At 39.9% G+C, this 22,896-nt stretch carries 18 protein-coding genes; 6 read left to right on the forward strand and 12 right to left on the reverse strand.

Annotated elements, in window-relative coordinates; genetic code table 11:
- Window positions 1-36: 36 nt before the first annotated feature.
- Entirely contained in the window at window positions 37-1,488 is a 1,452-nt protein-coding gene (locus tag O1Q79_RS10080; RefSeq protein ID WP_386692197.1) for an NAD-dependent succinate-semialdehyde dehydrogenase, read from the forward strand.
- A 447-nt stretch (window positions 1,489-1,935) separates the two neighbouring features.
- Window positions 1,936-2,508 (forward strand): rhomboid family intramembrane serine protease, encoded by a 573-nt coding sequence (locus tag O1Q79_RS10085; RefSeq protein WP_386693391.1) that lies wholly within the window; start codon window positions 1,936-1,938, stop codon window positions 2,506-2,508.
- Window positions 2,509-2,614: 106 nt separating this feature from the next.
- Here the strand turns inward: O1Q79_RS10085 and ruvX are convergent, their stop codons facing one another.
- The 7 genes from ruvX to rluA form a co-directional block, all read right to left on the reverse strand.
- On the reverse strand, window positions 2,615-3,037 hold the full coding sequence (ruvX, locus tag O1Q79_RS10090; RefSeq protein WP_386692199.1) for a Holliday junction resolvase RuvX: 423 nt from the start codon (window positions 3,035-3,037) through the stop codon (window positions 2,615-2,617).
- Window positions 3,037-3,594, reverse strand: coding sequence for a YqgE/AlgH family protein (locus tag O1Q79_RS10095; protein ID WP_132299926.1), 558 nt, complete (start codon window positions 3,592-3,594; stop codon window positions 3,037-3,039). The genes ruvX and O1Q79_RS10095 overlap by 1 nt, the downstream gene beginning before the upstream one ends.
- A complete protein-coding gene (locus O1Q79_RS10100) occupies window positions 3,591-4,064 on the reverse strand; it encodes a low molecular weight protein-tyrosine-phosphatase (RefSeq protein WP_386692202.1) in 474 nt (157 codons plus the stop codon). The genes O1Q79_RS10095 and O1Q79_RS10100 overlap by 4 nt, the downstream gene beginning before the upstream one ends.
- Before the next feature lie 34 nt (window positions 4,065-4,098).
- Window positions 4,099-4,914: an NAD(+) diphosphatase gene (gene nudC, locus O1Q79_RS10105; RefSeq protein WP_386692204.1), complete on the reverse strand. Its 816-nt coding sequence runs from the start codon at window positions 4,912-4,914 to the stop codon at window positions 4,099-4,101.
- Window positions 4,914-7,796 (reverse strand): DNA polymerase I, encoded by a 2,883-nt coding sequence (gene polA, locus O1Q79_RS10110; RefSeq protein ID WP_386692206.1) that lies wholly within the window; start codon window positions 7,794-7,796, stop codon window positions 4,914-4,916. Before polA ends, nudC begins: the two co-directional genes overlap by 1 nt.
- 104 nt (window positions 7,797-7,900) lie before the next feature.
- Entirely contained in the window at window positions 7,901-9,199 is a 1,299-nt protein-coding gene (locus tag O1Q79_RS10115; protein WP_386689087.1) for a serine dehydratase subunit alpha family protein, read from the reverse strand.
- A 41-nt stretch (window positions 9,200-9,240) separates the two neighbouring features.
- A complete protein-coding gene (gene rluA / locus O1Q79_RS10120) occupies window positions 9,241-9,900 on the reverse strand; it encodes a bifunctional tRNA pseudouridine(32) synthase/23S rRNA pseudouridine(746) synthase RluA (RefSeq protein ID WP_386689089.1) in 660 nt (219 codons plus the stop codon).
- A 111-nt stretch (window positions 9,901-10,011) separates the two neighbouring features.
- On the opposite strand from rluA, the gene O1Q79_RS10125 reads away from it, so the two are divergent.
- The 3 genes from O1Q79_RS10125 to O1Q79_RS10135 are packed head-to-tail and all read left to right on the forward strand — an operon-like array spanning window position 10,012 to window position 12,426.
- Window positions 10,012-10,722, forward strand: coding sequence for an ABC transporter ATP-binding protein (locus O1Q79_RS10125; RefSeq protein WP_386689091.1), 711 nt, complete (start codon window positions 10,012-10,014; stop codon window positions 10,720-10,722).
- The gene (locus O1Q79_RS10130) at window positions 10,719-11,465 is read left to right on the forward strand and encodes an ABC transporter permease (protein ID WP_386692208.1); all 747 of its coding nucleotides are present in this window, start codon (window positions 10,719-10,721) and stop codon (window positions 11,463-11,465) included. Before O1Q79_RS10125 ends, O1Q79_RS10130 begins: the two co-directional genes overlap by 4 nt.
- A 10-nt stretch (window positions 11,466-11,475) precedes the next feature.
- Window positions 11,476-12,426 (forward strand): ABC transporter substrate-binding protein, encoded by a 951-nt coding sequence (locus O1Q79_RS10135; RefSeq protein ID WP_386692210.1) that lies wholly within the window; start codon window positions 11,476-11,478, stop codon window positions 12,424-12,426.
- A gap of 78 nt (window positions 12,427-12,504) precedes the next feature.
- Here the strand turns inward: O1Q79_RS10135 and rapA are convergent, their stop codons facing one another.
- Window positions 12,505-15,399, reverse strand: coding sequence for an RNA polymerase-associated protein RapA (rapA, locus tag O1Q79_RS10140; RefSeq protein ID WP_386692212.1), 2,895 nt, complete (start codon window positions 15,397-15,399; stop codon window positions 12,505-12,507).
- Window positions 15,400-15,605: 206 nt separating this feature from the next.
- Here rapA and pnuC point away from each other — a divergent pair, with 206 nt between their 5' ends.
- Complete coding sequence (gene pnuC, locus O1Q79_RS10145) at window positions 15,606-16,292, forward strand: nicotinamide riboside transporter PnuC (protein ID WP_386692214.1); 687 nt, start codon at window positions 15,606-15,608, stop codon at window positions 16,290-16,292.
- A gap of 52 nt (window positions 16,293-16,344) precedes the next feature.
- Here the strand turns inward: pnuC and O1Q79_RS10150 are convergent, their stop codons facing one another.
- The 4 genes from O1Q79_RS10150 to O1Q79_RS10165 all read right to left on the reverse strand — a co-directional run bounded on the left by O1Q79_RS10150 (window position 16,345) and on the right by O1Q79_RS10165 (window position 22,556).
- Window positions 16,345-19,383 carry a glycoside hydrolase family 2 TIM barrel-domain containing protein gene (locus tag O1Q79_RS10150; protein WP_386692217.1) on the reverse strand — a complete coding sequence of 1,013 codons (3,039 nt, stop codon included), beginning with the start codon at window positions 19,381-19,383 and terminating at the stop codon, window positions 16,345-16,347.
- 84 nt (window positions 19,384-19,467) lie between these two features.
- Window positions 19,468-20,148, reverse strand: a complete 681-nt coding sequence (locus O1Q79_RS10155) for a 3-keto-L-gulonate-6-phosphate decarboxylase UlaD (RefSeq protein WP_386692219.1) — start codon at window positions 20,146-20,148, stop codon at window positions 19,468-19,470.
- 75 nt (window positions 20,149-20,223) lie between these two features.
- Entirely contained in the window at window positions 20,224-20,694 is a 471-nt protein-coding gene (locus tag O1Q79_RS10160) for a PTS sugar transporter subunit IIA (protein WP_386692221.1), read from the reverse strand.
- 65 nt (window positions 20,695-20,759) lie between these two features.
- The gene (locus tag O1Q79_RS10165) at window positions 20,760-22,556 is read right to left on the reverse strand and encodes a PTS ascorbate-specific subunit IIBC (protein WP_386692223.1); all 1,797 of its coding nucleotides are present in this window, start codon (window positions 22,554-22,556) and stop codon (window positions 20,760-20,762) included.
- Window positions 22,557-22,896 lie beyond the last annotated feature (340 nt).

Genomic DNA, 22,896 nt, shown 5'->3' on the forward strand with positions numbered 1-22,896 from the left:
AGAAGCATATATTTGTTCGCTATTGAGGAGAATACCATGCAACTAAAAGACCCATCCTTATTCAAAACTCAAGCCTATATCAATGGTCAATGGTGCGATGCTGAAAATGGTGAAACAGTAGAAGTAACCAATCCTGCGGATCAAAGTAAATTAGGTACAATTCCCAATATGGGAAAATCCGAGACCTTGAACGCTGTTGAGGTGGCGACCCAAGCCTTTGTAGATTGGCGAAAACGCAGCGCCAAAGAACGTTCAGTGATGTTACGTCGTTGGTTTGATTTAATCATGCAGAATCAACAAGATTTAGCATTATTACTCACGCTTGAGCAAGGTAAACCGTTAGCCGAAGCTAAAGGGGAGATTGCCTATGGCGCAAGCTATATTGAATGGTTCGCGGAAGAAGCTAAACGCATTTATGGTGATGTGATTCCTGCGCTATCTTCTAGTCAACGAGTGATTGTGAATAAACAACCTATTGGGGTTTGTGCAGCTATTACTCCTTGGAATTTTCCAAGTGCAATGATTACACGTAAAGTTGCTCCTGCTCTGGCGGCGGGTTGTACTTTTATTATTCGACCTGCATCGCAAACACCTTATTCTGCTTTGGCATTAGCGGTATTGGCAGAGCGAGCAGGGATTCCTGCCGGTGTATTTAATGTCATTACCGGGAGAGCAACAGAAATTGGCAAGGTGCTTACCGAAGATGATCGGGTGAAAAAATTTAGTTTCACTGGATCAACCCCCGTAGGACGTTTATTAATGCAACAATGTGCCGGTACGATTAAAAAAGTATCTTTAGAATTAGGGGGGAATGCACCCTTTATCGTCTTTAATGATGCGGATATTGATGCGGCAGTACAAGGTGCGATCGTTTCAAAATTCCGTAATGCAGGACAAACTTGTGTGTGTGCCAATCGTCTTTATGTGCAATCTGGTGTTTATGATGAGTTTGTGGAGAAATTTAGTATCTCGACTAAACAATTAAAAGTCGGGAATGGTATAGAGGAAGATACTACTATTGGTCCTTTAATTGATAAAAGTGCGTTGCGAAATGTGCAAGAATATTTAGCTGATGCCTGTGAAAAAGGCGGTGAAATCATCGCTGGGGGCAAGGTACTTGGCGAAAATACCCTATATTTTGAACCTACCATAATAAAAAATGCGACATCCGAAATGCGTTTTGCGAAGGAAGAAATTTTCGGTCCATTAGCACCGATTTTTAAATTTGAAGATATAGATGAAGTCATTCAGCTTGCCAATGATACCGAATTTGGTTTAGCTTCTTATTTTTATTCATCTAATTTAAATACTATCGTTAAAGTTTCTGATGAACTGGAATATGGTATGGTCGGCATTAATACGGGTCTCATTTCTAATGAAGCGGCTCCTTTTGGTGGAGTGAAACAATCTGGTCTTGGGCGGGAAGGATCTAAATATGGGATTGAGGATTATTTAGAAATTAAATATTTATGTCTTGGTGGATTATAGAGTGTGTTGAACGTTGGAAGTTTATTCTTTAATCAAAAATTAAGTATAACCATTTTAGTTTACAAGCAAAGACAACAATACTCCTGTCATTATATTTTAACTTATCATACCGAGTGGTTACCGCTCGGTATTTTTAACCCTGTAAAAGCATTTTTAACTAAGTATCGTATTTCATCGACCAAATTCCGAAGGCAAATCCCATTAAGGTAATTTGTCCGAATACAGTAGCGTAGTAGTATGCCTTCAAGGTATTTCGATATGTAAATTCACCTTGTATTTGAAAGTAATTTAAATAGACCTTCCCATGGGTTATCTGTTAAAATTATGCGTATCGACATAGTATTTTGTGTGATTATTTTTTGTCACATTTTACTTTGTCGATTTTTTATACTTGAAAGATCAACACACCTTAAGTTATACATAAAAACAAAAGGAATATAACAAATGCTGTCAAGTTTTGGACGTCATCCGGCAAAATTTACTTTATTTATCACCGCACTTTGCGTGATCTTGTACTTCATTAGCAATACTATTGATCTGGAAAGTGAGATTTTATTGAACACCATGCACTTTCCCACGGATCAATTTGAGCAACAAGATTATTGGCGTTATTTAAGCCATACTTTAATCCATTTATCCATCACTCATATTGGTTTCAATCTAGCATGGTGGTGGTTATTTGGTACCGCGATTGAAAAAAGATTTGGATCGTTCACTTTGATTTTACTTTATTTAGTATCAGGTATCGGTTCTGGTTTAGTGCAAAATTGGTCAACGGGTCCTTGGTTTTTCGGGCTATCTGGCGTGGTTTATGCGGTAATGGGCTTTGTCTTTTGTGTGGATAAATTTAGCCCCAATACGCAATTTGATTTACCCGAAGGCTTTTTCACTATGTTAATCGTTGGGATTGCATTTGGCTTTATTAGCCCATTAATTGGCGTTGAAATGGGGAATGCGGCACATATTTCGGGGTTGATTATTGGATTAATCTTTGGATTTTTGAGAGCAAAAATTGGATAGTGATATCAGTTTGTCGTTTCAGTCGGAAAAGTTTTATATTCTAGTCCTTTTCCGTATTAAGGTTTGCTTGAAAGATTAGGTTGAGATCAAAAACTGCGGTATTTTTTTATTCAGTTAAATGTAATTCAAACCAACTTTCTAAAATTAAACAAGCCGAAATACCATCCACTTTGCCTTTATCTAAAGCTCTAAAACCGCCATGTTGAAAAATTTCTGCTCTCGCGTCCACGGTAGTAAGGCGTTCATCTTGCAATTCTACAGGTAAACCAAAACGCCCGTGTAAACGGTTGGCAAATTTTTTGGCTCGTAAGGTGAGAGCCTGTTCGGTGCCATCCATATTGAGTGGTAAACCGACCACAAGGCGATCGGGTTGCCATTCTTTGAGTAATTTTTCAATAGCGTCCCAATTTGGAATACCATCTTGTGCTTTAAAGGCTGGCAAGGCTTGTGCCGTGCCAGTAATAGATTGTCCCACTGCACAACCGATACTTTTGGTGCCAAAATCAAAGGCGAGAACAGTGATCCCCATTAACAATATCCTGCCTTACCACTTAAATTATGGCTATCAATCCCCAATAATTTTAGCGATTCTGTCCAACGATCTTGGTAAGCTACATCAAAAATAATCCGCTCATCTGCTGGCATAACTAACCACATATTTTGAGCGATTTCTTGCTCTAACTGACCGTTCACCCAGCTGGCACAACCTAAGCCAACCAAATATTTTTCAGGGGCATTTGGTGTACCGAAAGTGTCAATTACATCGGCAGAGGTAGTAAGCTGTAAACGGTCACTAATTTTATAACTATGTAGAAAAGATTGTGCTGTTGGGGTGTGTAAAATAAAACCACGCTCAATACTAACAGGTCCACCAGCCACCACATAATCCTGTGGATAAACTTTGTCATCAGACATCATAAAACGCAATTTTGCCACCATTTCGGTAAGGCTTAAATCTGTTGGTTGATTTAAGACTAATCCCATGGCACCTTTGTCATTATGTTCACACATAAAAATCACCGCACGATGAAAATAATCATCGTCCATGGTCGGCATTGCGATTAATAAGTGATTTTGCAAATTCATGGTAATTTATGTTCTCGTTTGATTTTAATTAATAGGGCATTGCAACATTGCTCAAGTAATTGATAGGTTTCATCAAAACGTCCAGTGTACCAAGGATCAAGAATATGATCATAAGCTAAATCAGGACAAAGGCTGGCGATAGCAAAAATATTTTGTTGTTTGCCAAGTAAGCGGTGTAAATCGTATAAATTATGGTTATCCATGGCGATGATATAATCAAAATTCTCTCGATCTTTTAACCGCACTTTGCGGCTAACAAAATCATGACTTTTAATCTTTAAGCGATCTAATACATCGGCGGTTCCACAGTGCATATCATCACCATCATTTTCGCCTGATGTGCCAGCACTATCCGTTTCAATAAAATCCGATAAACCTGCTTTTTGAATTTTATCTCGCATTAAATATTCAGCCATAGGGGAACGGCAAATATTGCCAAGACATACAAAGAGAATTTTGATTTTTTGCATATTTTCTTATGTTTTTGTTAATTAAGTTATAGGGTTAATTTGGGAATTGCTCGCAAATTTTCAATGTGGCTTTAATTAATTCCAACGCAATCGTCCCTTGTGGTGGTAATTCAGGCATGGGTTCATTATATTTGAACCATCTGGCATCCACAATTTCAGCTTCTTGCAACTGAATTTCGCCACTGTCATAATCTGCTAAAAAGCCGACCATTTGGGAATTGGGAAACGCCCACGGCTGACTGCCGAAGTAGCGGATATTTTTCACTTTAATCCCTGTTTCTTCAAACACTTCACGCTCTACAGTTTGCTCAAAGGTTTCGCCTACTTCCACAAAACCTGCCAGCGTGGTATATAATCCAGCACTCCCATCGCTACGGATATGGCGTTGATGGCATGCCAGTAAAATCTCATCATGACGGCGAACGGCAACAATAATAGACGGACAAATCACGGGATAGGCTCGATAATGACAAGCAGCATTTTGGCACTGCACCGCCCATTCATCGCAAGTTACTGCGGTTTTTTCACCGCACTTTCCGCAAAATTGATGGGTTTTAAAGAAATGATTGAGTTCAATGCCACGATTGAGCAAATAAAATTGTGTTTTAGGTAAACCTAATAAAGCACGTAAAGTTGTCCATTCTCGTTGTTCATTTGCCGTGTTTTTATTGGTCGTTTCTTCTTGCACCAAATACAGTGGTGCATTATGCCATTCGCCAATTTGGGTGGCTTGCTTACCGATTAAACCTAATTGTTCCGCACTGCCAAAAGGCAAATCATGGTTAGGGAAATAAATTTGTTGGGCTTGGTGAATTAACCAGTAGCCCGTTTCATTGCTGATCATTTTCATTAGTGTGCTTCGTCCCAGTTATCGCCTACACCCACATCCACAATTAATGGCACGCTTAATTGAGCCGCATTTTCCATTTCGGTTTTAATCAGTTGGCTAAATGCTTCGATTTTTTCCGACCGCACTTCAAATACCAATTCATCGTGTACTTGCATAATCATCACAATATCTGGATTATTTTGAATTTTGTTATCTAAGGCGATCATGGCTTTTTTAATAATATCCGCCGCCGTCCCTTGCATTGGTGCATTAATTGCCACACGTTCCGCCCCTTTTCTTCGCATGGCGTTGCTGGAATGGATGTCAGGCAAATATAAACGGCGACCGAATAAGGTTTCCACATAGCCTTGAGCTTTTGCCTTGGCTTGAATATCTGTCATAAAGGTTTGTACATTTGGGTAGCGTTGGAAATATAAATCGATATATTTTTGTGCTTCACCCCGAGCAATACCAAGCTGACGAGCAAGACCAAAGGCTGACATGCCATAAATCAAACCAAAGTTAATCGCTTTGGCACTACGCCGTAGTTCACTGCTAACATCGTCCAATGGCAAGCCAAAAATTTCCGCTGCGGTAGCACGGTGAATATCCTTGCCTTGTTGGAAAGCATTAGTTAAACCTTGATCGCCCGATAAATGTGCCATAATGCGTAATTCAATTTGTGAATAATCCGCTGCCACGATTTTAAAGCCCTCTCTGGCAATAAAGGCTTGGCGAATTTTACGCCCCTCTTCATTGCGAATAGGAATATTCTGTAAATTGGGATCGCTGGATGAAAGCCGCCCTGTGCTGGTTACTGCCTGATGATAAGAGGTATGCACTCGCCCTGTTTTGGGGTTAATCATCAAAGGTAATTTATCGGTGTAAGTGGATTTTAACTTGGCTAAACCACGATGTTCAATCAGCAATTTTGGCACAATATGCCCTTGTTGAGCTAACGCTTCCAACGCCTCTTCATTGGTGGATGGCGAGCCTTTCGGGGTTTTGGCAATGACTGGCAAAGCGAGCTTTTCAAACAGAATTTCTTGTAATTGCTTGGTGGATGCTAAATTAAAGGTTTCGCCTGCTTCTTGATGCACCTGCTGTTCTAGCTCATTCAATCGCACGCTAATTTCCGCAGATTGTGTTGCCAACGCTTGCTTATCAATTAACACACCGTGCCGTTCAATGCGAGAAAGCACCGTGACTAACGGCAATTCAATTTGTTCAAATAACGTAATCAGCTCAGGTGTCGCCTGTAATTCTTGCCATAAGGTTTGATGCAACTTCATGGTCACATCGGCATCTTCTGCCGCATATTCGGCGGCTTTATCTAACTCAATCTGATCAAAGGTGAGTTGGTTTTTGCCTTTGCCCGCTAAGGTTTCAAACGCAATGGTTTGATGTCCGAGATAACGTTCGGCTAAATCGTCCATATTATGTCGCCCTGTACTGTTTAACACATAGCTTTCTAACATGGTATCAAATTGCACCCCTTGCACGGCAATGCCATGGTTAGCAAAAATCGTTAAATCATATTTAATATTTTGCCCGATTTTTTTGATGTTAGCGTTCTCTAACAAGGGTTTTAATTGGTTTAAACAATATTGTTTATCTAATTGATTTTCAATTAATTTCCATTGCATTTCAGGGCTTTCGGCATCGGCGAATAAATCCCCTTGTCCATTCTCATGATGTACAGCCACTTGCTGACAATGTCCTAAGGGAATATAACAGGCTTTGCCATTTTCTAATCCAAAGGAAATACCAACTAATTCCGCTTGCATGGCATCAAGGGCGTTAGTTTCGGTATCCACCGCCACTAATTTGGCTTGCTCAATTTGTTTAATCCACTGATTTAACTGTGTTTCTGTGGTGATCGTTTCATATAAAGTGCGGTCAATTTTTACCGAATTTTTCACCGCACTTTGCTCAATTTTTTCTTCTTTGGCAATATTAGCTGTCGCCTGATAAGGATTAATCTTTACCGTTTGCTCTGTTGGATTCGTCACGGAACTTTTACCGTTCAATACTTCATTTAACCAACGTTTAAATTCATATCGCCCAAAATATTCAGCAAGTTGATCGTTATTCGCTGTACCGATTTGGAGTTGATTATGGCTCACTTCTAACGGGACATCGGTTTTAATGGTGGCTAACACATAGGACAAATCCGCATCTGCCTTGGCAGATAGCAATTTTTCCCCTAATTTTTTCGCACCACGAATCGGCAAATCGGCAACTTTATCGAGATTAGCATAAATTTCCGTCATTGCCCCAATCCCTTGTAACAAGCCCAATGCGGTTTTTTCACCCACGCCAGCGACACCTGGAATATTATCCGAGCTATCGCCCATTAACGCCAAATAATCAATAATCAATTCAGGTGGAATGCCATATTTTTCTATCACACCAGCACGATCTAACAGACTATTATTCATGGTATTAATCAGCATAATATGCTGATTAACCAGCTGTGCCATATCCTTATCACCAGTAGAAATTAACACATTTTTCCCCACACTTGCCGCCTGCATGGCAAGCGTACCGATCACATCATCAGCTTCCACGCCTTCAATGGACAATAACGGAATGCCTAATGCCCGAATCATCTGATGTAACGGTTCAATCTGCGACCGCAATTCATCAGGCATCGGTGGGCGATGGGATTTATATTGCTCAAACAGTTCATCACGAAAGGTTTTTCCCTTAGCATCAAACACCACCGCAATATGGCTTGGTTGCACTTGCGAAATCAGGCTTTTGATCATATTCAACACACCATACATCGCCCCAGTCGGCTCACCTTGTGAATTAGTTAAAGGAGGAAAGGCATGAAAGGCACGATATAAATAAGACGAACCGTCCACTAGGACGAGAGGGTTTGGGGCAATTTGGGTCATAATAGTTCTCAATAATTCAATATGACCCTATTATAGCCTAATTCAAGGGGAAAGTGCGGTGAAAAAATTAAAGGTTTTTCCCTCCGCACTTTAGCAGAAAAAAGTTAAAGTTTAGGCTTGCTTACCATAATCTCAATTACCTGACGGTCAGTATATTGCATACTGCGTGATGCAATGTTACACAGATTATCAATGGAGCGGTCAATGGAATGTTCAACAATACCTTCATTGCCAGTTACTTGAGTATTGTCCAACGCCATTAATACAGATTTATAACCCGAGCTTACACTGGTGGACACTTTCATAGCACAGCTATTTGCTGCACCATCACAGATAATCCCACTAATATCACCAATCATACTGCTGATTGCCATGCTAATGGTTTCAAATTTCCCCGTCAGCAACCAAGCGACACCCGCACAGCTACCCATAGCGGCGGTGGTCGCTGCACATAAGGCAGAAAGTTTTGGTAACTTACTATGAATATAAATTGCCATTAAGTGTGATAGAAACAAAGCACGAATAAGCTGTTCGTGGTTAGCCTTTAAATGACGAGCCACCACAACCACTGGCATGGTAGCGGTAATTCCTTGATTGCCTGATCCTGAATTACTCATAGCAGGAAGATTTGCTCCCCCCATACGAGCATCGGATGCCGCGGTGGTTTCAATAATGATACGATTCATTAAATCATCACTGAGTAATCCTTTGCCGATTTGAGTTTGCAAGGTGCGTCCGATATGCAAACCATATTCATGGCGTAACCCCTCTTGTGATAACGCTGAATTGAGTTTTTCTGCCTCATCAATAAATTCAATTTTTTCTAAGGCGACATTCATTGAAAAATCAAAAATATCTTGTGCAGAAATGGTGATAAAAATATCATTCAGATTATCCGTTTCTGCCGCACAAGGTTGGGAAAAAATGACTTTATCGTTCTTGGCAATATAAATGATGTTGGTATGATGGGCGGCAATACGTACACAAACTCGATCATCGCCATAAGATAAACAGGCTTCCGAATAAAGAAGATGCTCCGTTTCAAGAATTGAAACCGCCACCCGATTTTCTGTCAACATGGCTTTGGCTTGTGTTACTTGCTCTGGGGTAATATCTTTTAATACTTCTAAGCCCGCATCAGGATTACCACCGATTGCCCCAATGGCGGCTGCCATAGGCAAGCCAAGTGTATCAGTTCCGGGTACGGTGACGCCCATGCCGTTTTTCATTAAATTGGCGGATACTTTGGCATTAATGCGTTCAGGTAAATGCCCTAAATGGTAACGAGCTACGGCGGAGGCGAGAGCTAAGGAAATCGGTTCAGTACAACCTAGAGCGGGGACAACTTCATTTCTTACCGTGTTCAAAATTAGGTTTTCGACTATCTTGTCATCAATTTTCATTTATATTCCTTTAAAAATAAAATTTAGCTATCTATATACGATTAAAATTCAGCAGTACGGCTGAACGTCATTTTTTCCTTGGTTATTGGGTGATGAATGGTCAAACTTTCCGCATGCAGGCATAATCTCGGCGACATGGCTTTGGCTTGTGGTGGCGAATAAAATTTATCGCCTAGAATCGGATGCCCTAACGCCAGCATGTGTAAACGTAATTGATGGGAACGCCCCGTAATCGGGGTAAGTTTTACTCTTGTGCTGTTATTCGGCAAACGTTCTAACACCTCAAATTCCGTCACGGCACGTTTGCCATAGACAAAATCTATCCGTTGACGTGGGCGGTTTTCCCAGTCACAAATTAACGGCAAATTCACGATGCCACGTTCGGCTTTAATGTGTCCCCACACTAAGGCTTGATAATGCTTTTCCGTTTCTCGTTCACGAAATTGACGTTTGAGTTCGCTGTCGGCAGCTTTGCTCATAGCAAACAGTAAAATCCCGCTGGTTGCCATATCAAGGCGGTGTGCAGGCTCACAAAAGCCGTATTTATCTTTAATGCGGCTCATGGCACTGTCACGATATTGAGGTTGATTGCCCGGCACAGAAAGCAAACCACTGGGTTTATTGACCACCATAATATGATTATCATGGTAAACAATATCAAGCCAAGGTTCAGTCGGGGGATTGTAGTCAATTAACGCCATAATGTTTCAGTGTTTAGGTAAAAGTGTGGTGCATTTTAGCATGATTTTAGTTTTGATTTTAGTAAATCGTTATATTAGTATAATGATACTTATTTATAGTGTGTGATGGATATGGTTGAAATTCATAAACTTTGTTTCTCTTTTGAAGATCAAATGATTTTCCGTGATTTTAATTTTAGTTTAGCTTCTCGCCAATGGACAGCATTGCTAGGTGCATCAGGAATTGGTAAATCTACGCTTTTACGCTTGATTGCAGGATTAGAAAAAGATTATCAAGGTAAAATTATGCTGGCAGAAAACACAAGGTTAGCTTGGCTTGCACAGCAAGACAGTCTTTTCCCTTGGCTTTCGGTGTTGGATAATGTGCAATTACAGGCACATTTACAAGGTAAAACCAACCCCAAAACCCAACGAAAAGCCGAAGATTTATTGCAAGCAGTGAATATGTTGGCTCACAAACATAAACCCTGTTATCAACTTTCAGGCGGGCAGAGGCAACGTGTGGCATTGGCTCGCACACTGATGTTAGAAGCAGACTTAATTTTAATGGACGAGCCTTTTTCTGCACTAGATGCAGTGACAAGATTGCAGTTACAACAGCTTGCTAGGCAGTTACTGAAAGATAAAACCGTACTGTTAATTACCCATGATCCACAGGAAGCGTTGCGTTTGGCAGATCGTATTTTGGTATTGAAAAATCATCCTGCACAATTATCTGATCCTATTATTCCCAAAAGTACCGCACCAAGGTTTTCACAAGATCCGCAATTATGGCAACTGGAACAACGATTATTTCGTGAATTACTTGGAGATAATCCATGAAGTCCTTGTTAAAAATAGTGTTACTTGGTTTTTCTCTTTGTCTTATTTGGCAAAGTGCGGTGTATTTTTTAGCACTTCCGCATTATTTATTGCCGAGTCCAATGGACGTGGGAAATAAGATGACGGAACGGTCGGATTTGTTATGGTTACATGCTAAAGTCACTTGCCTTGAAATTCTACTTGGATTGCTGTTAGGGTTAATATTAGGGCTGATTTCCGCTTTATTACTGGCATTATCCAAATGGCTTCGTTCTTTGCTATTGCCGTTATTAGTGATTTCACAAGCCATTCCTGTCTTTGCTATTGCCCCCTTGTTGGTGGTGTGGTTTGGTTATGGGATGGCATCAAAAATTGCTATGACAATATTAATTATTTATTTTCCGGTTACTGCGGCTTGTTATGATGGTTTACGCAATACGCCAAAAGCTTGGTTGGAATTAGCACAAACGATGCAAATTTCTCCTTGGTCGATGTTATTTAAAGTGCGTTTACCCGCCGCGCTTCCATCTCTGGCATCAGGGTTACGCATTGCCGTCAGCATTGCACCTATTGGTGCAGTGGTGGGTGAGTGGGTCGGTTCATCACAAGGGTTAGGTTATTTAATGTTACACGCCAATGCACGTATGCAAGTCGATTTAATGTTTGCTGCGTTGTTGGTTTTATTAGTTGTTACGCTCTGCTTGTATTTTATAGTAGATAAATTGTTAAACCTTTGGCTACCTTGGGCTAGCCATTTACGTTAGGAGACATCTTATGAAAAAAATATTCACATTTTTAACCGCGGTTTGGGCGATATTGGGAGTGGCATTCTCAGCACAAGCTAATGAAAAACTGACCTTGTTGCTGGATTGGTTTGTTAACCCTGATCACGCTAATATTATTATTGCACAGCAAAAAGGATTTTTTGCGCAACAGGGATTAGATGTAGAGATTATTGAACCGACTGATCCGTCCATGCCACCTAAATTAGTCGCCTCAGGGCAGGGTGATCTTGCGGTAAATTATCAGCCTCAGCTAGTTATGCAAGTAGAGCAAGGATTACCTTTGATGCGAGTTGGTACCATCATTGGCACACCGCTTAATTCATTAACAGTACTAGAAAGTAGCCAAATTAAAAGTTTAGCCGATTTAAAAGGTAAAAAAATCGGTTTTTCCGTCAGTGGTTTTGAAGATTCTTTATTGGAAAGAATGCTTAGTACAGTAGGACTTACTCGCAATGATGTGGAATTAGTCAATGTAAACTGGGCGTTATCGCAATCCTTGTTAAGTAAACAGGTCGATGCAGTAATCGGCGCATTTCGTAATTTTGAATTGCACGAATTAAACCTTGAAGGACATCAAGGCAGATTATTCTACCCTGAGCAATATGGCGTACCAAGTTATGAAGAACTGATTTTTGTAGCACAGGCAGGAAAACAAAATGATGTCAACATTAACAAATTTCTCACTGCCATTGAACAGGCAACAGCCTATATTAAACAAAATCCAGATCAAGCTTGGCAAGATTTTGTCAATTACAAGCCACAAGAGTTAAACAACGAACTCAATCGTCGTGCTTGGCAAGACACTATTCCATTACTTACTGATAACACTCGTCAGTTAAACCAAGAATTGTATCAACAAGTGGCACAGTTTATGCTAGACAGTAAATTAATTAAAGCGGTGCCTGTTTTAGAGAATTATGCGGTAGAGCCGGCACGTTAATTTTACGCGATACGGTGATCTGTCCCCTATGTTGGGAAAGTATCCAAGATTGAGAGACAGATCATCGTATTGGGTCTTTTATTGACTCACTATCACCCTCAAACTATCCAATCGCCAGCGAGCTTGTTGTAAATGTTGTAATGCTTGTTGGCGCATTGTCTCTAAGCTGTTAATTTCATCTTGCCGAATATTCGGGTTGATGGCTTTTAATGCGGTTAGGCGTTCTAGTTCTTCGCTTAATTGTTTATCTGCCAACTGTTTGGCTTGCGTAATAATTTGTTTAGACTCAAGCATCATCAAGTTTTCTCCAGCCTTGAGCATTTGTTCTAAATTGGGGCGAACCATTTTCACCATTTTGTGTGCCATGGTTTTCTCCATCGGTTTAAGCTGTTTTTCAAGATGTTCGAATGTCACATTGGGAGCGAGATTATTGCCTTTGCTATCTAACAATAAGCGTACAGGTGTGGGTGGTAAAAAACGGTTTAGCTGCAAGCCTTTTGGAGCTTGGCTTTCCACTACGTAAATACATTCTAATAATAATGTCCCCGTTGGCAATTTTTTATTGCTTAACAAGCAAGTTGCCGTTTTGCCGATGTCGTTAGACAAGACTAAGTCAATGCCGTTGTGTAATATGGGGTGATCCCAACTGAGAAATTCCACATCTTCACGAGCTAAGGCAACATCTCGGCTAAATGTTACCGTGATACCGTCTTCTTTTAAACCGGGGAAATCAGGCACTAACATTGTGCCAGTGGGCGTAATGACAATGGATTGTTCGCCTAAGTCTTCTTGTTCTACGCCAATAATATCGAATAAATTTAAGGTGAAATTGATTAATTCAGGGCTGTTGTCTTGCTCGGCAATTTGATTTGCTAACTGTTGAGCCTGAATACCACCGTTGGAATTTAATTCCAGTAAGCGATCTCGTCCATTTTCGAGTTCGTCTTTCAGCTTGGCACGTTGTTTAGCTGTTTCTTTGATGAAATCGGCAAAACCATCAAGTGCGGTGGGATGTTGCAAAAAATGTTGTAATTTTTCACCGCACTTTTCAAATAACATTGCCCCCATTGGACAGGTTTGTTCAAAGGCATTTAAGCCTTGATGATACCAATCGGCTAACAAGGTTTGTGGCGTTTGAGCAAAACAAGGGACATGAATTTGAATTGCTTTAGTTTGCCCGATTCGGTCTAAACGCCCGATACATTGCTCTAATAAATCGGGATTATCTGGCAAGTTAAACAGCACTAAATGTTGCGCAAATTGGAAATTTCGCCCTTCTGAACCGATACTTGAACTGAGTAATACTTGAGCACTTTGTTCTTGATCCGCAAAGTAAGCAGCGGCTCGATCTCGTTCAATAATCGACATATTTTGATGAAATACCGCACTACGAATCCCTTCTTTTTCTCGCAAGGCTTGCTCTAACTGAATCGCAGTTTGAGCCAGTTGGCAAATCACTAACACTTTCTCCGTGCGGTGATTTTTTAAGAACGTGACCAACCAATCAAAACGGGGATCAAATTCGCACCATTTGGCATTGTCATTCATTTTCTGAAACAGCTGTTCTGGATAAAATAAACCTTGCTCAACATTTTCACCGAGAGAACGCATTACTTTCATGGTATTTTCATATTGCTTAGGTAATTCAAGGGTGATCTGATGATAAATCCGTTGCGGAAAGCCTTTTACGCCTGATCTGGTATTACGAAATAACAATCGACTGGTACCGTGACGGTCGATCAGATGACGAATGAGTTCTTGTCGAACGCTGGTTTTTTCTGGTTCGTTATGGCTCTCTAATACCTTAAATTGTGGCTCAATATCTTGTTCGGATAACAGATCAGAAATGGCATTTTTTTGTACCGCACTTAACGATTTTTCTGTCAGTAAAGTTTGTACTGCCTTGGCAACAGGTTGATAATTTTGCTGTTCTTGTAAGAACGCATGGTAATCATAAAAACGGTCATTATCTAATAAGCGTAAGCGGGCGAAATGCCCTTGTTGTCCGAGTTGTTCAGGCGTGGCAGTGAGGAGTAATACAGACGGAATTTGTTGAGCTAAGGTTTCTACTAACTGATATGCTGTACTTGGATTTTCAGGTGACCATTGTAAATGATGTGCTTCATCTACAATCAACATATCAAATTGGCTTGCGATTAACTGTTGCATTCGTTTTGGATTTGCCACTAACCAATCAATGGAACAAATAATGCGGTTTTCCGTATCAAAAGGATTTCGCTCTTGTTCATCTTCGGTTGCGGAAAAATCGCCAGCACGTTCTTCATCAAATAGCGAAAAATGCAAGTTAAAACGGCGTAGCATTTCCACTAGCCATTGATGTTGCAAAGTTTCTGGCAGCAGGATTAATACTCGATCGGCACGTTCGGCAAAAATTTGTTGTTGTAAAATCATGCCAGCTTCAATGGTTTTACCTAACCCAACTTCATCTGCTAACAATACTCGTGGTGCAATACGTTGACCTACTTCTTTGGCAATATGCAGTTGGTGGGGAATTAAGCCTGCTCGAATACCACATAGCCCACGTAAGGGAGATTGAAATTGTGCCTGTTGATGTTGTAAAGCACGATAACGCAAGGCAAAGCGATCCGAGCGATCGATTTGTTCTGCGAATAATTTATCTTGTGGTTGACTAAAACTGATATGACTGGCGAGTTCCATTTCTTTGAGCACCATTTCTTCGCCATTATCTAAACGTTGGACTAAATACAGGGCAATGTCATTATTCATCATCGTATCCACGATTTTTGCCTGCCAGCCTTGTTGATGTGTGATGTGATCGTGCTTTTTGAAGATCACACGGGTTAAAGGGGCAGTGGCAATGGCATAAATTCGGGTTTCTTGTGCGGCTGGGAAAGAAATTGTGATACTGCGGTGATTAAGTTCGGTGATGATGCCTAAACCGAGATCGTTCTCACTTTCGCTGATCCAACGTTGACCGATAGCAAATGACATAATAGGGGGACACTCTTGTTATGGTAAATTAAGGGAACGTATTTTATCAAATATTTGCCAAAGGTAACAAGCTATCCTATGTATAAAATATTTTCCTTAAAATGTATTTATATGGTTAATTTTTACTATTTTGTAATTTATCCTTGACTTCATTAAAGTGCGGTGCAAAAATTCATCTGTTTGTTATTAATATTGAGGATCCTGTTATGAACTATGTTAATGCCATTAAAAAAGAATTCTTTGGTGGTTGGAATACGATTGAAGCTCTATGGATTGTGGTTTTTGTTGGGGCTCAAATTTGGGCGTATGTACAAGAGCCAGATTCACCACTGGGCATGATCTCAGGCATTGCGGGATTGTTATGTGTTATTTTCGTCAGTAAAGGAAAAATCAGTAACTACTTCTTCGGGCTTATTTTTGCTTATACTTATTTTTATGTAGCTTGGGGCAATAATTTTATCGGTGAAATGAATACCACGCTATATGTGTATATCCCAGCCCAATTTATTGGTTATTTTATGTGGAAAGCCAACATGCAAAATGACCAACAGGGAAATGAGGAAGTGATTGCGAAAGCCTTAACCCCAACAGGTTGGCTGATTTTATTAGTGAGTATTGCAGTATGTTCATTCTTCTTTATTCAAGCGGTGAATGCGGCAGGGGGCAGTTCGGCATCGCTTGACGGCACCACCACGATTATTACCTTTGCTGCACAATTATTGATGATTTTGCGTTATCGTGAACAATGGGCGTTATGGATTGTGTTAAACATTCTCTCTATTGTTTTATGGGCAGAAACCCCAGCGATGTATATTATGTATAGCGGTTATTTATTGAACTCCATTTATGGGTATTACAACTGGACGAAATTAGTCAAAGTGGCAAGTAAATAAGCATTCATTAAGGGGAAATTGCTCATATTTCCCCTTCTTTTTTTATGTTGTCCTAGACAAATCTGAATTCAAATTCACAATCCCATTCTGTTTCCACTAACTGATATTGAGCGTTTAAACTCGGACCGCAAGAATTTGAGCCGATACCACTCATTTTATAATCCACACATAAAATAGACCTGTCTTCTGGCACCAGTTGATAATTATGTTTAACCGAACTAAGCTGTTCTTGGCTAAACGGCGAAAAGTTGAAACTAAACGGGTTGTTGCTGGTTATCCAAAATTCGTGGTTTTTTGACCGCACTTTTAACCAGTGGCAACTGTAATGGCTACCATATTCTTGTGGTTTCAGGTAATCTACCGTTTGATTGAGCTTGCTTTGATGAATCGCTAACCAACAGGCGTGATGTTTATCAAGATAACTTTCCGAGAGCTCAGAATCATTACCATAACCAAAATAGCTGACCTGATCAAACTGTGGTGGTAGGAATAAACGCAGACCAAAACGTGGCAGAAAGGGTAAATGTTTTGCTTTTTCGCTGTGAATTTTAATGGTTAATCCGGTCTCAGAAAAATGATAAATGATAGTAAGGGTGAGAATTCTCGCTTGGCTGGTCGCAACTAAACCACATTTGGCACGGATTTCAATAGCATGATTTGTTTTTTCAAGTGCAATATCATAAGCCCGAGTTTCCGCTCGGTTAAAACCAGCGGCAATCCAGTATTCTTTGATTAAACTATCGTTATCTAAGCAGGCTCGCCAAATATTAAAATCTAAAGGTTGACGTAATAAAGGCTCATTATGTTGGAAAATCTGGGTAATGATTCCTTTGCATTTATCAAACTGATAAACGATATTTTCCCCTTTAATTTCAATATGATTACCGGTTTCGGTATAATTCCACGGTGTATTTTCTCTTGGGAGCTTTGGTAATTGGAAAGAATTTGCTGGGAATAGATTAATTTGGTCGAATCCTAATTCATGATGTTGTGCGATCAAAGCGGCGGATTTTTTCTGATAATAACGTAATTCTAGCGTCCAAACATGACCATTATCGGCAGGTAAATCAAAGGGTAATTGAGTTTCTTGATGAGGTTCAAGATTTATCTCGGTTATCCATTTCTCTTCAATAATCTGACCATTCTCACTTAATTTAATTTGAATTTCAGCGAAATCTTGTAAATTAGAAAAATCCAAATAATTGGTCAGAAAAATTTTCCCTTGCTTAATCGTAGCTCTTATCGGACGATTAACATTTTTAAGTTCAAGCAAGCTACTATGCGGTTTACGATCAGGCGAAACCAGCCCATCAACACAAAAATTACCATCATTCGGGGTGTCATCAAAATCTCCACCATAGCCAAAATGCCCATTAGCGAGATAGGGTGCATGATCACACCATTCCCAAATAAACCCGCCTGCAGCATAGGCATGACGCTGAAAAACTTGCCAGTAATCTTCCAAATCACCACAAGAATTGCCCATCGCATGACTATATTCACAAAGTAAATAAGGGCGAGTTTGTGGTTGACGACAATAGTGGTCAATTTCTGCTGTAGATGTGTACATTTCACTGTGAAAATCCAAATTTGACCAGTCATTTTGATGGGTGGAATGTTGGAAAATCGCATTTTCATAATGGACTAAACGACTTGGATCACGAGATTTTATCCAACTTGCCGCTTGTTCAAAATTTTCGCCATAGCCAGATTCGTTGCCTAATGACCAAATTAAGATCGAGGTGCGGTTTTTGTCACGCTCAATATGTGCCAACGTGCGGTCTAAAATGGCCTTTTTCCATTCTGGGGAGCGAGCTATATAACAGTAATTATCAATGGTTTGCTGACGCACTTTATCCGCATCTTGGGTAATTTTTGCCCCAAGTAAAATACTTTTTTCTGGCTGTTCGACATACACAGCATTGGTACCATGGCTTTCTATATCACTTTCACTGATGAGATAAAAGCCAAATTGATCACAGAGTTCCGCAAACCATGGACTATTGGGATAATGTGCGGTACGAATGGCATTAATATTATGCTGTTTCATTAAGGTTAAATCAGTGATGGCTTGTTGCATATTAATGGTGTAACCTGTTTGGGGAGCGCTATCGTGGCGATTTACGCCTTTAAATTTGATCGCTTGTTGGTTAAATAACAATACGCCATTTTTAACTTCAATATGACGAAAACCTATTCTTTGACAAATCGTTTCTTGTCCTGTGTTTAGCAATAAACAATAAAGCTGCGGTGATTCCGCATTCCATAATTGTACTTGTTCAAGTTGATATTGTAACTGTTGTTTGGCGACCGAACTGATGATTAAATTACCTTGTGGATCAAAAAGTTGCCATGAAATTTCAACCGGTTCTTGGCGGAAAGAAAATGCTACATTTAGCACCGCAGTTTGTAAATTATCGGTGAATGTCGTGCGAATAAAAAAATCTTGTAAATAATTTTGTTCTCGTTCAAGTAAATAAACATCTCGGAAAATCCCCGACATACGGAATTTATCTTGATCTTCTAGATAGCTACCGTCACACCATTTCAATACCAACACATGTAATTGATTTTCGCCTTGTTGCAAATAGTCGGTAAGATCAAATTCTGCAGTAGCATGGCTGACTTGGGAATAACCGACAAATTTTTGATTAACATATAAAAATAAACAACTATCCACGCCTTCAAAATTGATCAAATAACGTTTATGCGAACGCTTATTTAATTCAACACAACGATGATAAAGTCCACAAGGATTTTGTTGTGGTACAAAAGGCGGATCAAAGGGGAAAGGGTAATTCACATTGGTGTAATGATGTTGGTCAAAGCCATGACTTTGCCAGTTAGACGGCACCGGAATATGTTGTTCAAAAGGATATTGTAGGAAATCTTCAGGAAGATCATGATAAGAAGCAAAATAGGCAAAATCCCAGTCACCATTAAGTGCGGTGAAAAAAAGAGAATTTTCCCTGCTATTTTTTTGGGTATTTTCCACCGCACTTTGGGGATTTTCATAAGGAATAAAATAGGCGTGGTGGGGCGTAGTATTGATATGGAGAATTTGTGGATCTTGGTAATAGTTCGGTAGCATAGCCAATTCCTTGTTTGATAACAAAAATAAGGGGGATTTAACCCCCTGTATTATATAATCAATTTATTGGCATGAGAAAGCCGATTATGCCCAATATTTGTCAATTTCAGCACGAATCGCTTCGGCAGTTTGTTTGCCTTTTTCACCCACTAATGCTCGACCAGCAATAAAGGCTTTGGCATTTTTGATTTCTTTGAATAGGTGAATTTGTTCTGGCACGATACCACCCGTGATAGATAATTCTAAACCTAATGCAGAAAGTTGTTTCATTAGGTTGACATCTTCATCTGTCCAACCTTTACCGGCTAATTCGGCATCACGAGAACGGTGATAAATGGCTTGTTTTACCCCTAATTCCACCCATTCTTTAGCATCTTTTTCTACTGACCAGTTACCGTAGATTTCAATTTGGATTTCTTTTTTCACTTTTAATTCAGGGTGAGCGGCATTGAATTCATCAGCCACTTTTTTACAAGCAGCTTTAGTGGCTGGGTGAGCAGCAGCGGACACGGTTAACCAGTCGGCTCCAGCTTCAAATGCCATTTTAGCTAAAATTGCACCACCGTCAGTGGTTTTTAAATCACACACGATAATATGATTTGGGTGTAAAGCACGCAAAGTACTGACTGCTTTCATGCCTTCAGCGCAAGCAAGAATAGTTCCCACTTCAATGATTTCGACCACGCTTTCCGCTTGTTTGGCATCGGCAACGGCTTTTTCGAGGCTTAATGAGTCAAGGGCGATTTGTAATAATGGTTTAGACATAATTTTTTCCTTTAATTGTGAGATAATATGAGAAGTGCGGTTGAATTTGAGCAAATTTTATCAACCGCAGGCAAGTTAAGCTAATGCAGCATCAATCACTGCAATCACTTCATCACTGCTTGTGCAGTTGAGTAATTTTTTCAAATCCACCCCTGTTTCGCTATTAGGATCTTCATCTTCTAGCACTTGGGTGATTTCCATAATGCCTTGCATATGTTGATCGGAATCGCTACCCGCTAGGGTAATTAATACGCTGACCGGTTCATCTTCACCATCAAATACCACTGGTGTGGTTAAGGTGACTAATGCAAATGCGGTTTTAATGACCCCCTCTTCTGGGCGAGCATGTGGCATCGCAAGACCTGGCGAAAGGATGATGTAAGGTCCCATTTCTTTCACTTTGGCAATAATATTGTCATAGTAACGTGGTTCAATGGCACCCGATGCAACTAATAAGTCAGTACCGATTTTCACCGCTTCTTCCCAGTTATTTGCAGTTTGATTTAACTTAATGGAATGGTTAGCAATGAGAGATTCTTTTAACATGACATTTCCTTCTTTGAACATTTAAACATGGGATCCCTCGGCTAATAAGCCGAGGGACGTAACACTTATTTACCGACGTGTTTATTGATTAATTCAACTAATTCATCACCGAACGTATTTGGGTTCAACATGTTTTGTACGCCAAGTACAGATACGTTGTCTCCGCCGTTAATTTCACCAGCAAGGTGTTTAGATGAAACAATAATGTCGATACCAGATAATTTACCTTTGTAATCTGTGACGGCACAAGAATCCATCACATTTGGAATACCTCGTTTGTCTAAGTATTGTTTAATTTTCATTTTCATCATCATAGATGAACCTTGACCAGAACCACATACTGCTAAGATACGAATCGCTTTAGTATCTGCACTGGCTTGTGTTGTTGTGGTTGTTACAGGTTCTGCGACAGTTTCTTCTTCGACACCGTAACCGTCCATTTGTTCAAGGGTTTTACCTGCGGCTTTGGCGGCAGCTTCGTCGGCACGTAATTTACGTGAAGCGAAGAACATATACACTAAGCAAAGGGCTAAGATAACAAAGAAGAAGAATGGAATGCTGACGATACCTTGTAATACTGGTGGCCAGAATAATGCCCAGTCTGCCATACCCATCCAGCCGTTGAATTCGGTACCTTGTGATTTTAATAATTGAATTACCCAAGCAGAGCCTAGCACTTCAATCATACCCATCACTAAACAGATTTTGATAACGGCTTTCCAACCACCAAATTTGTTGGCAAATACACCGACGGTGGCGTTAGAGAAGAACATTGGGATAAAGCCTGGGATAATTAATACTTCAACCCCGAAGTTATCACCGAAAGCAAGTAATAAGCCGACCGCAATAAATTGACCGATAGCACCCCACATGAAACCGAATACCATGGCATTTGGTGAGTAAGCATAAATTGCTGCACAGTCAATGGCTAGCACAGAATTTGGAATCACACGTTCGGAGATACCTTTAAACGCTTCGGATAATTCCGCTACGAACATACGCACACCAACCACGATAATTTGAATGGCTACCGCAAATTTCATACCTGTTTCGATAATATACATAATCCAGTGTGTTTTACCCGCCATGGATTGAAGATTATCTAAACCGAAAGAAAGCAAGATAATACCAAAGAATACGGTCATGACTAACGCTGTGGCAGAAATACTATCGTGGAAAATATGTAACCATTTTGGTAATTTCATATTATCCACAGTATCTTTTGGATCACCTAATTTTGGTGCTAATTGAACCGCTACCCAAGAGGCAATTTGTTGTTGGTGACCAATGGAGAAACCCGCACCGCCAGTAACAGCTTGCGTTGGTTTATACATGATGTTAGAGGAAATACCCCAATAGAGAGCCATTAAGACCGCTGTATAAATCACGGTTTCCCACATAGAGGCACCGATAATCATGTAGAACACTGCTACTAAGCCAGCTTGTTGGAACATGATATGACCGGTTAACATAATAGTACGAATACCTGTGACACGTCTCAACACCACTAATAGGATATTTAAGGCTAACGCAAGTAGCACGGCATAACCAACCCAACCGTAATTTTCACCCATAGTTTGGATGGTGGATTGCATACTGGTATAAGGGTCAATAACCGCACCAGTCAAATGATGAAACTCAGAAAGTTTGTCAATGATAGGTTTAAAACTGGATGTTAAGAAACCAGAACCTTGTTGTACCATTAAGAAACCAACGATAGTTTTAATCGTCCCTTTAATAACCGTTGTGGTATCTTTTTTTAGTAAGATGTAACCCAAGCAAGCGACGATCCCGAGTAGAAAAGGTGCTTTGGATAACACTTGAGTATTAAAACCTAAAAATAGGTCGTAGAGAGTGTCCATATATAATTCTCCGCAGTAGAATAAAATTATTATTGCATTGGCTCAATTTGAGCTTGAGCTGGTGAGTACCACTATTTTGTATAATACATCGTTAAAATAGTGCGAACGGCAGAATCATAATCCTAAAATGCAAGTTATAAAAGATTATTTTTGATTATTTGTGAGCGAGATCACAAAATTTTTGAAAAAACTTATTGTATTGGTGATTTATTAACCTTTTTGACTGGAAAAGTGAGAATTGGTTTTATTTGTTTAAATTTTGTTAATTCTATGCGGGTTTTATCTTCATTTTAGGCGAGATTTATAAAAAATAGTAGAAAAAAGGTGAGCTAGATCACAA

The organism is Lonepinella sp. MS14434, assembly GCF_042468235.1.
Lineage (GTDB): Bacteria > Pseudomonadota > Gammaproteobacteria > Enterobacterales > Pasteurellaceae > Lonepinella.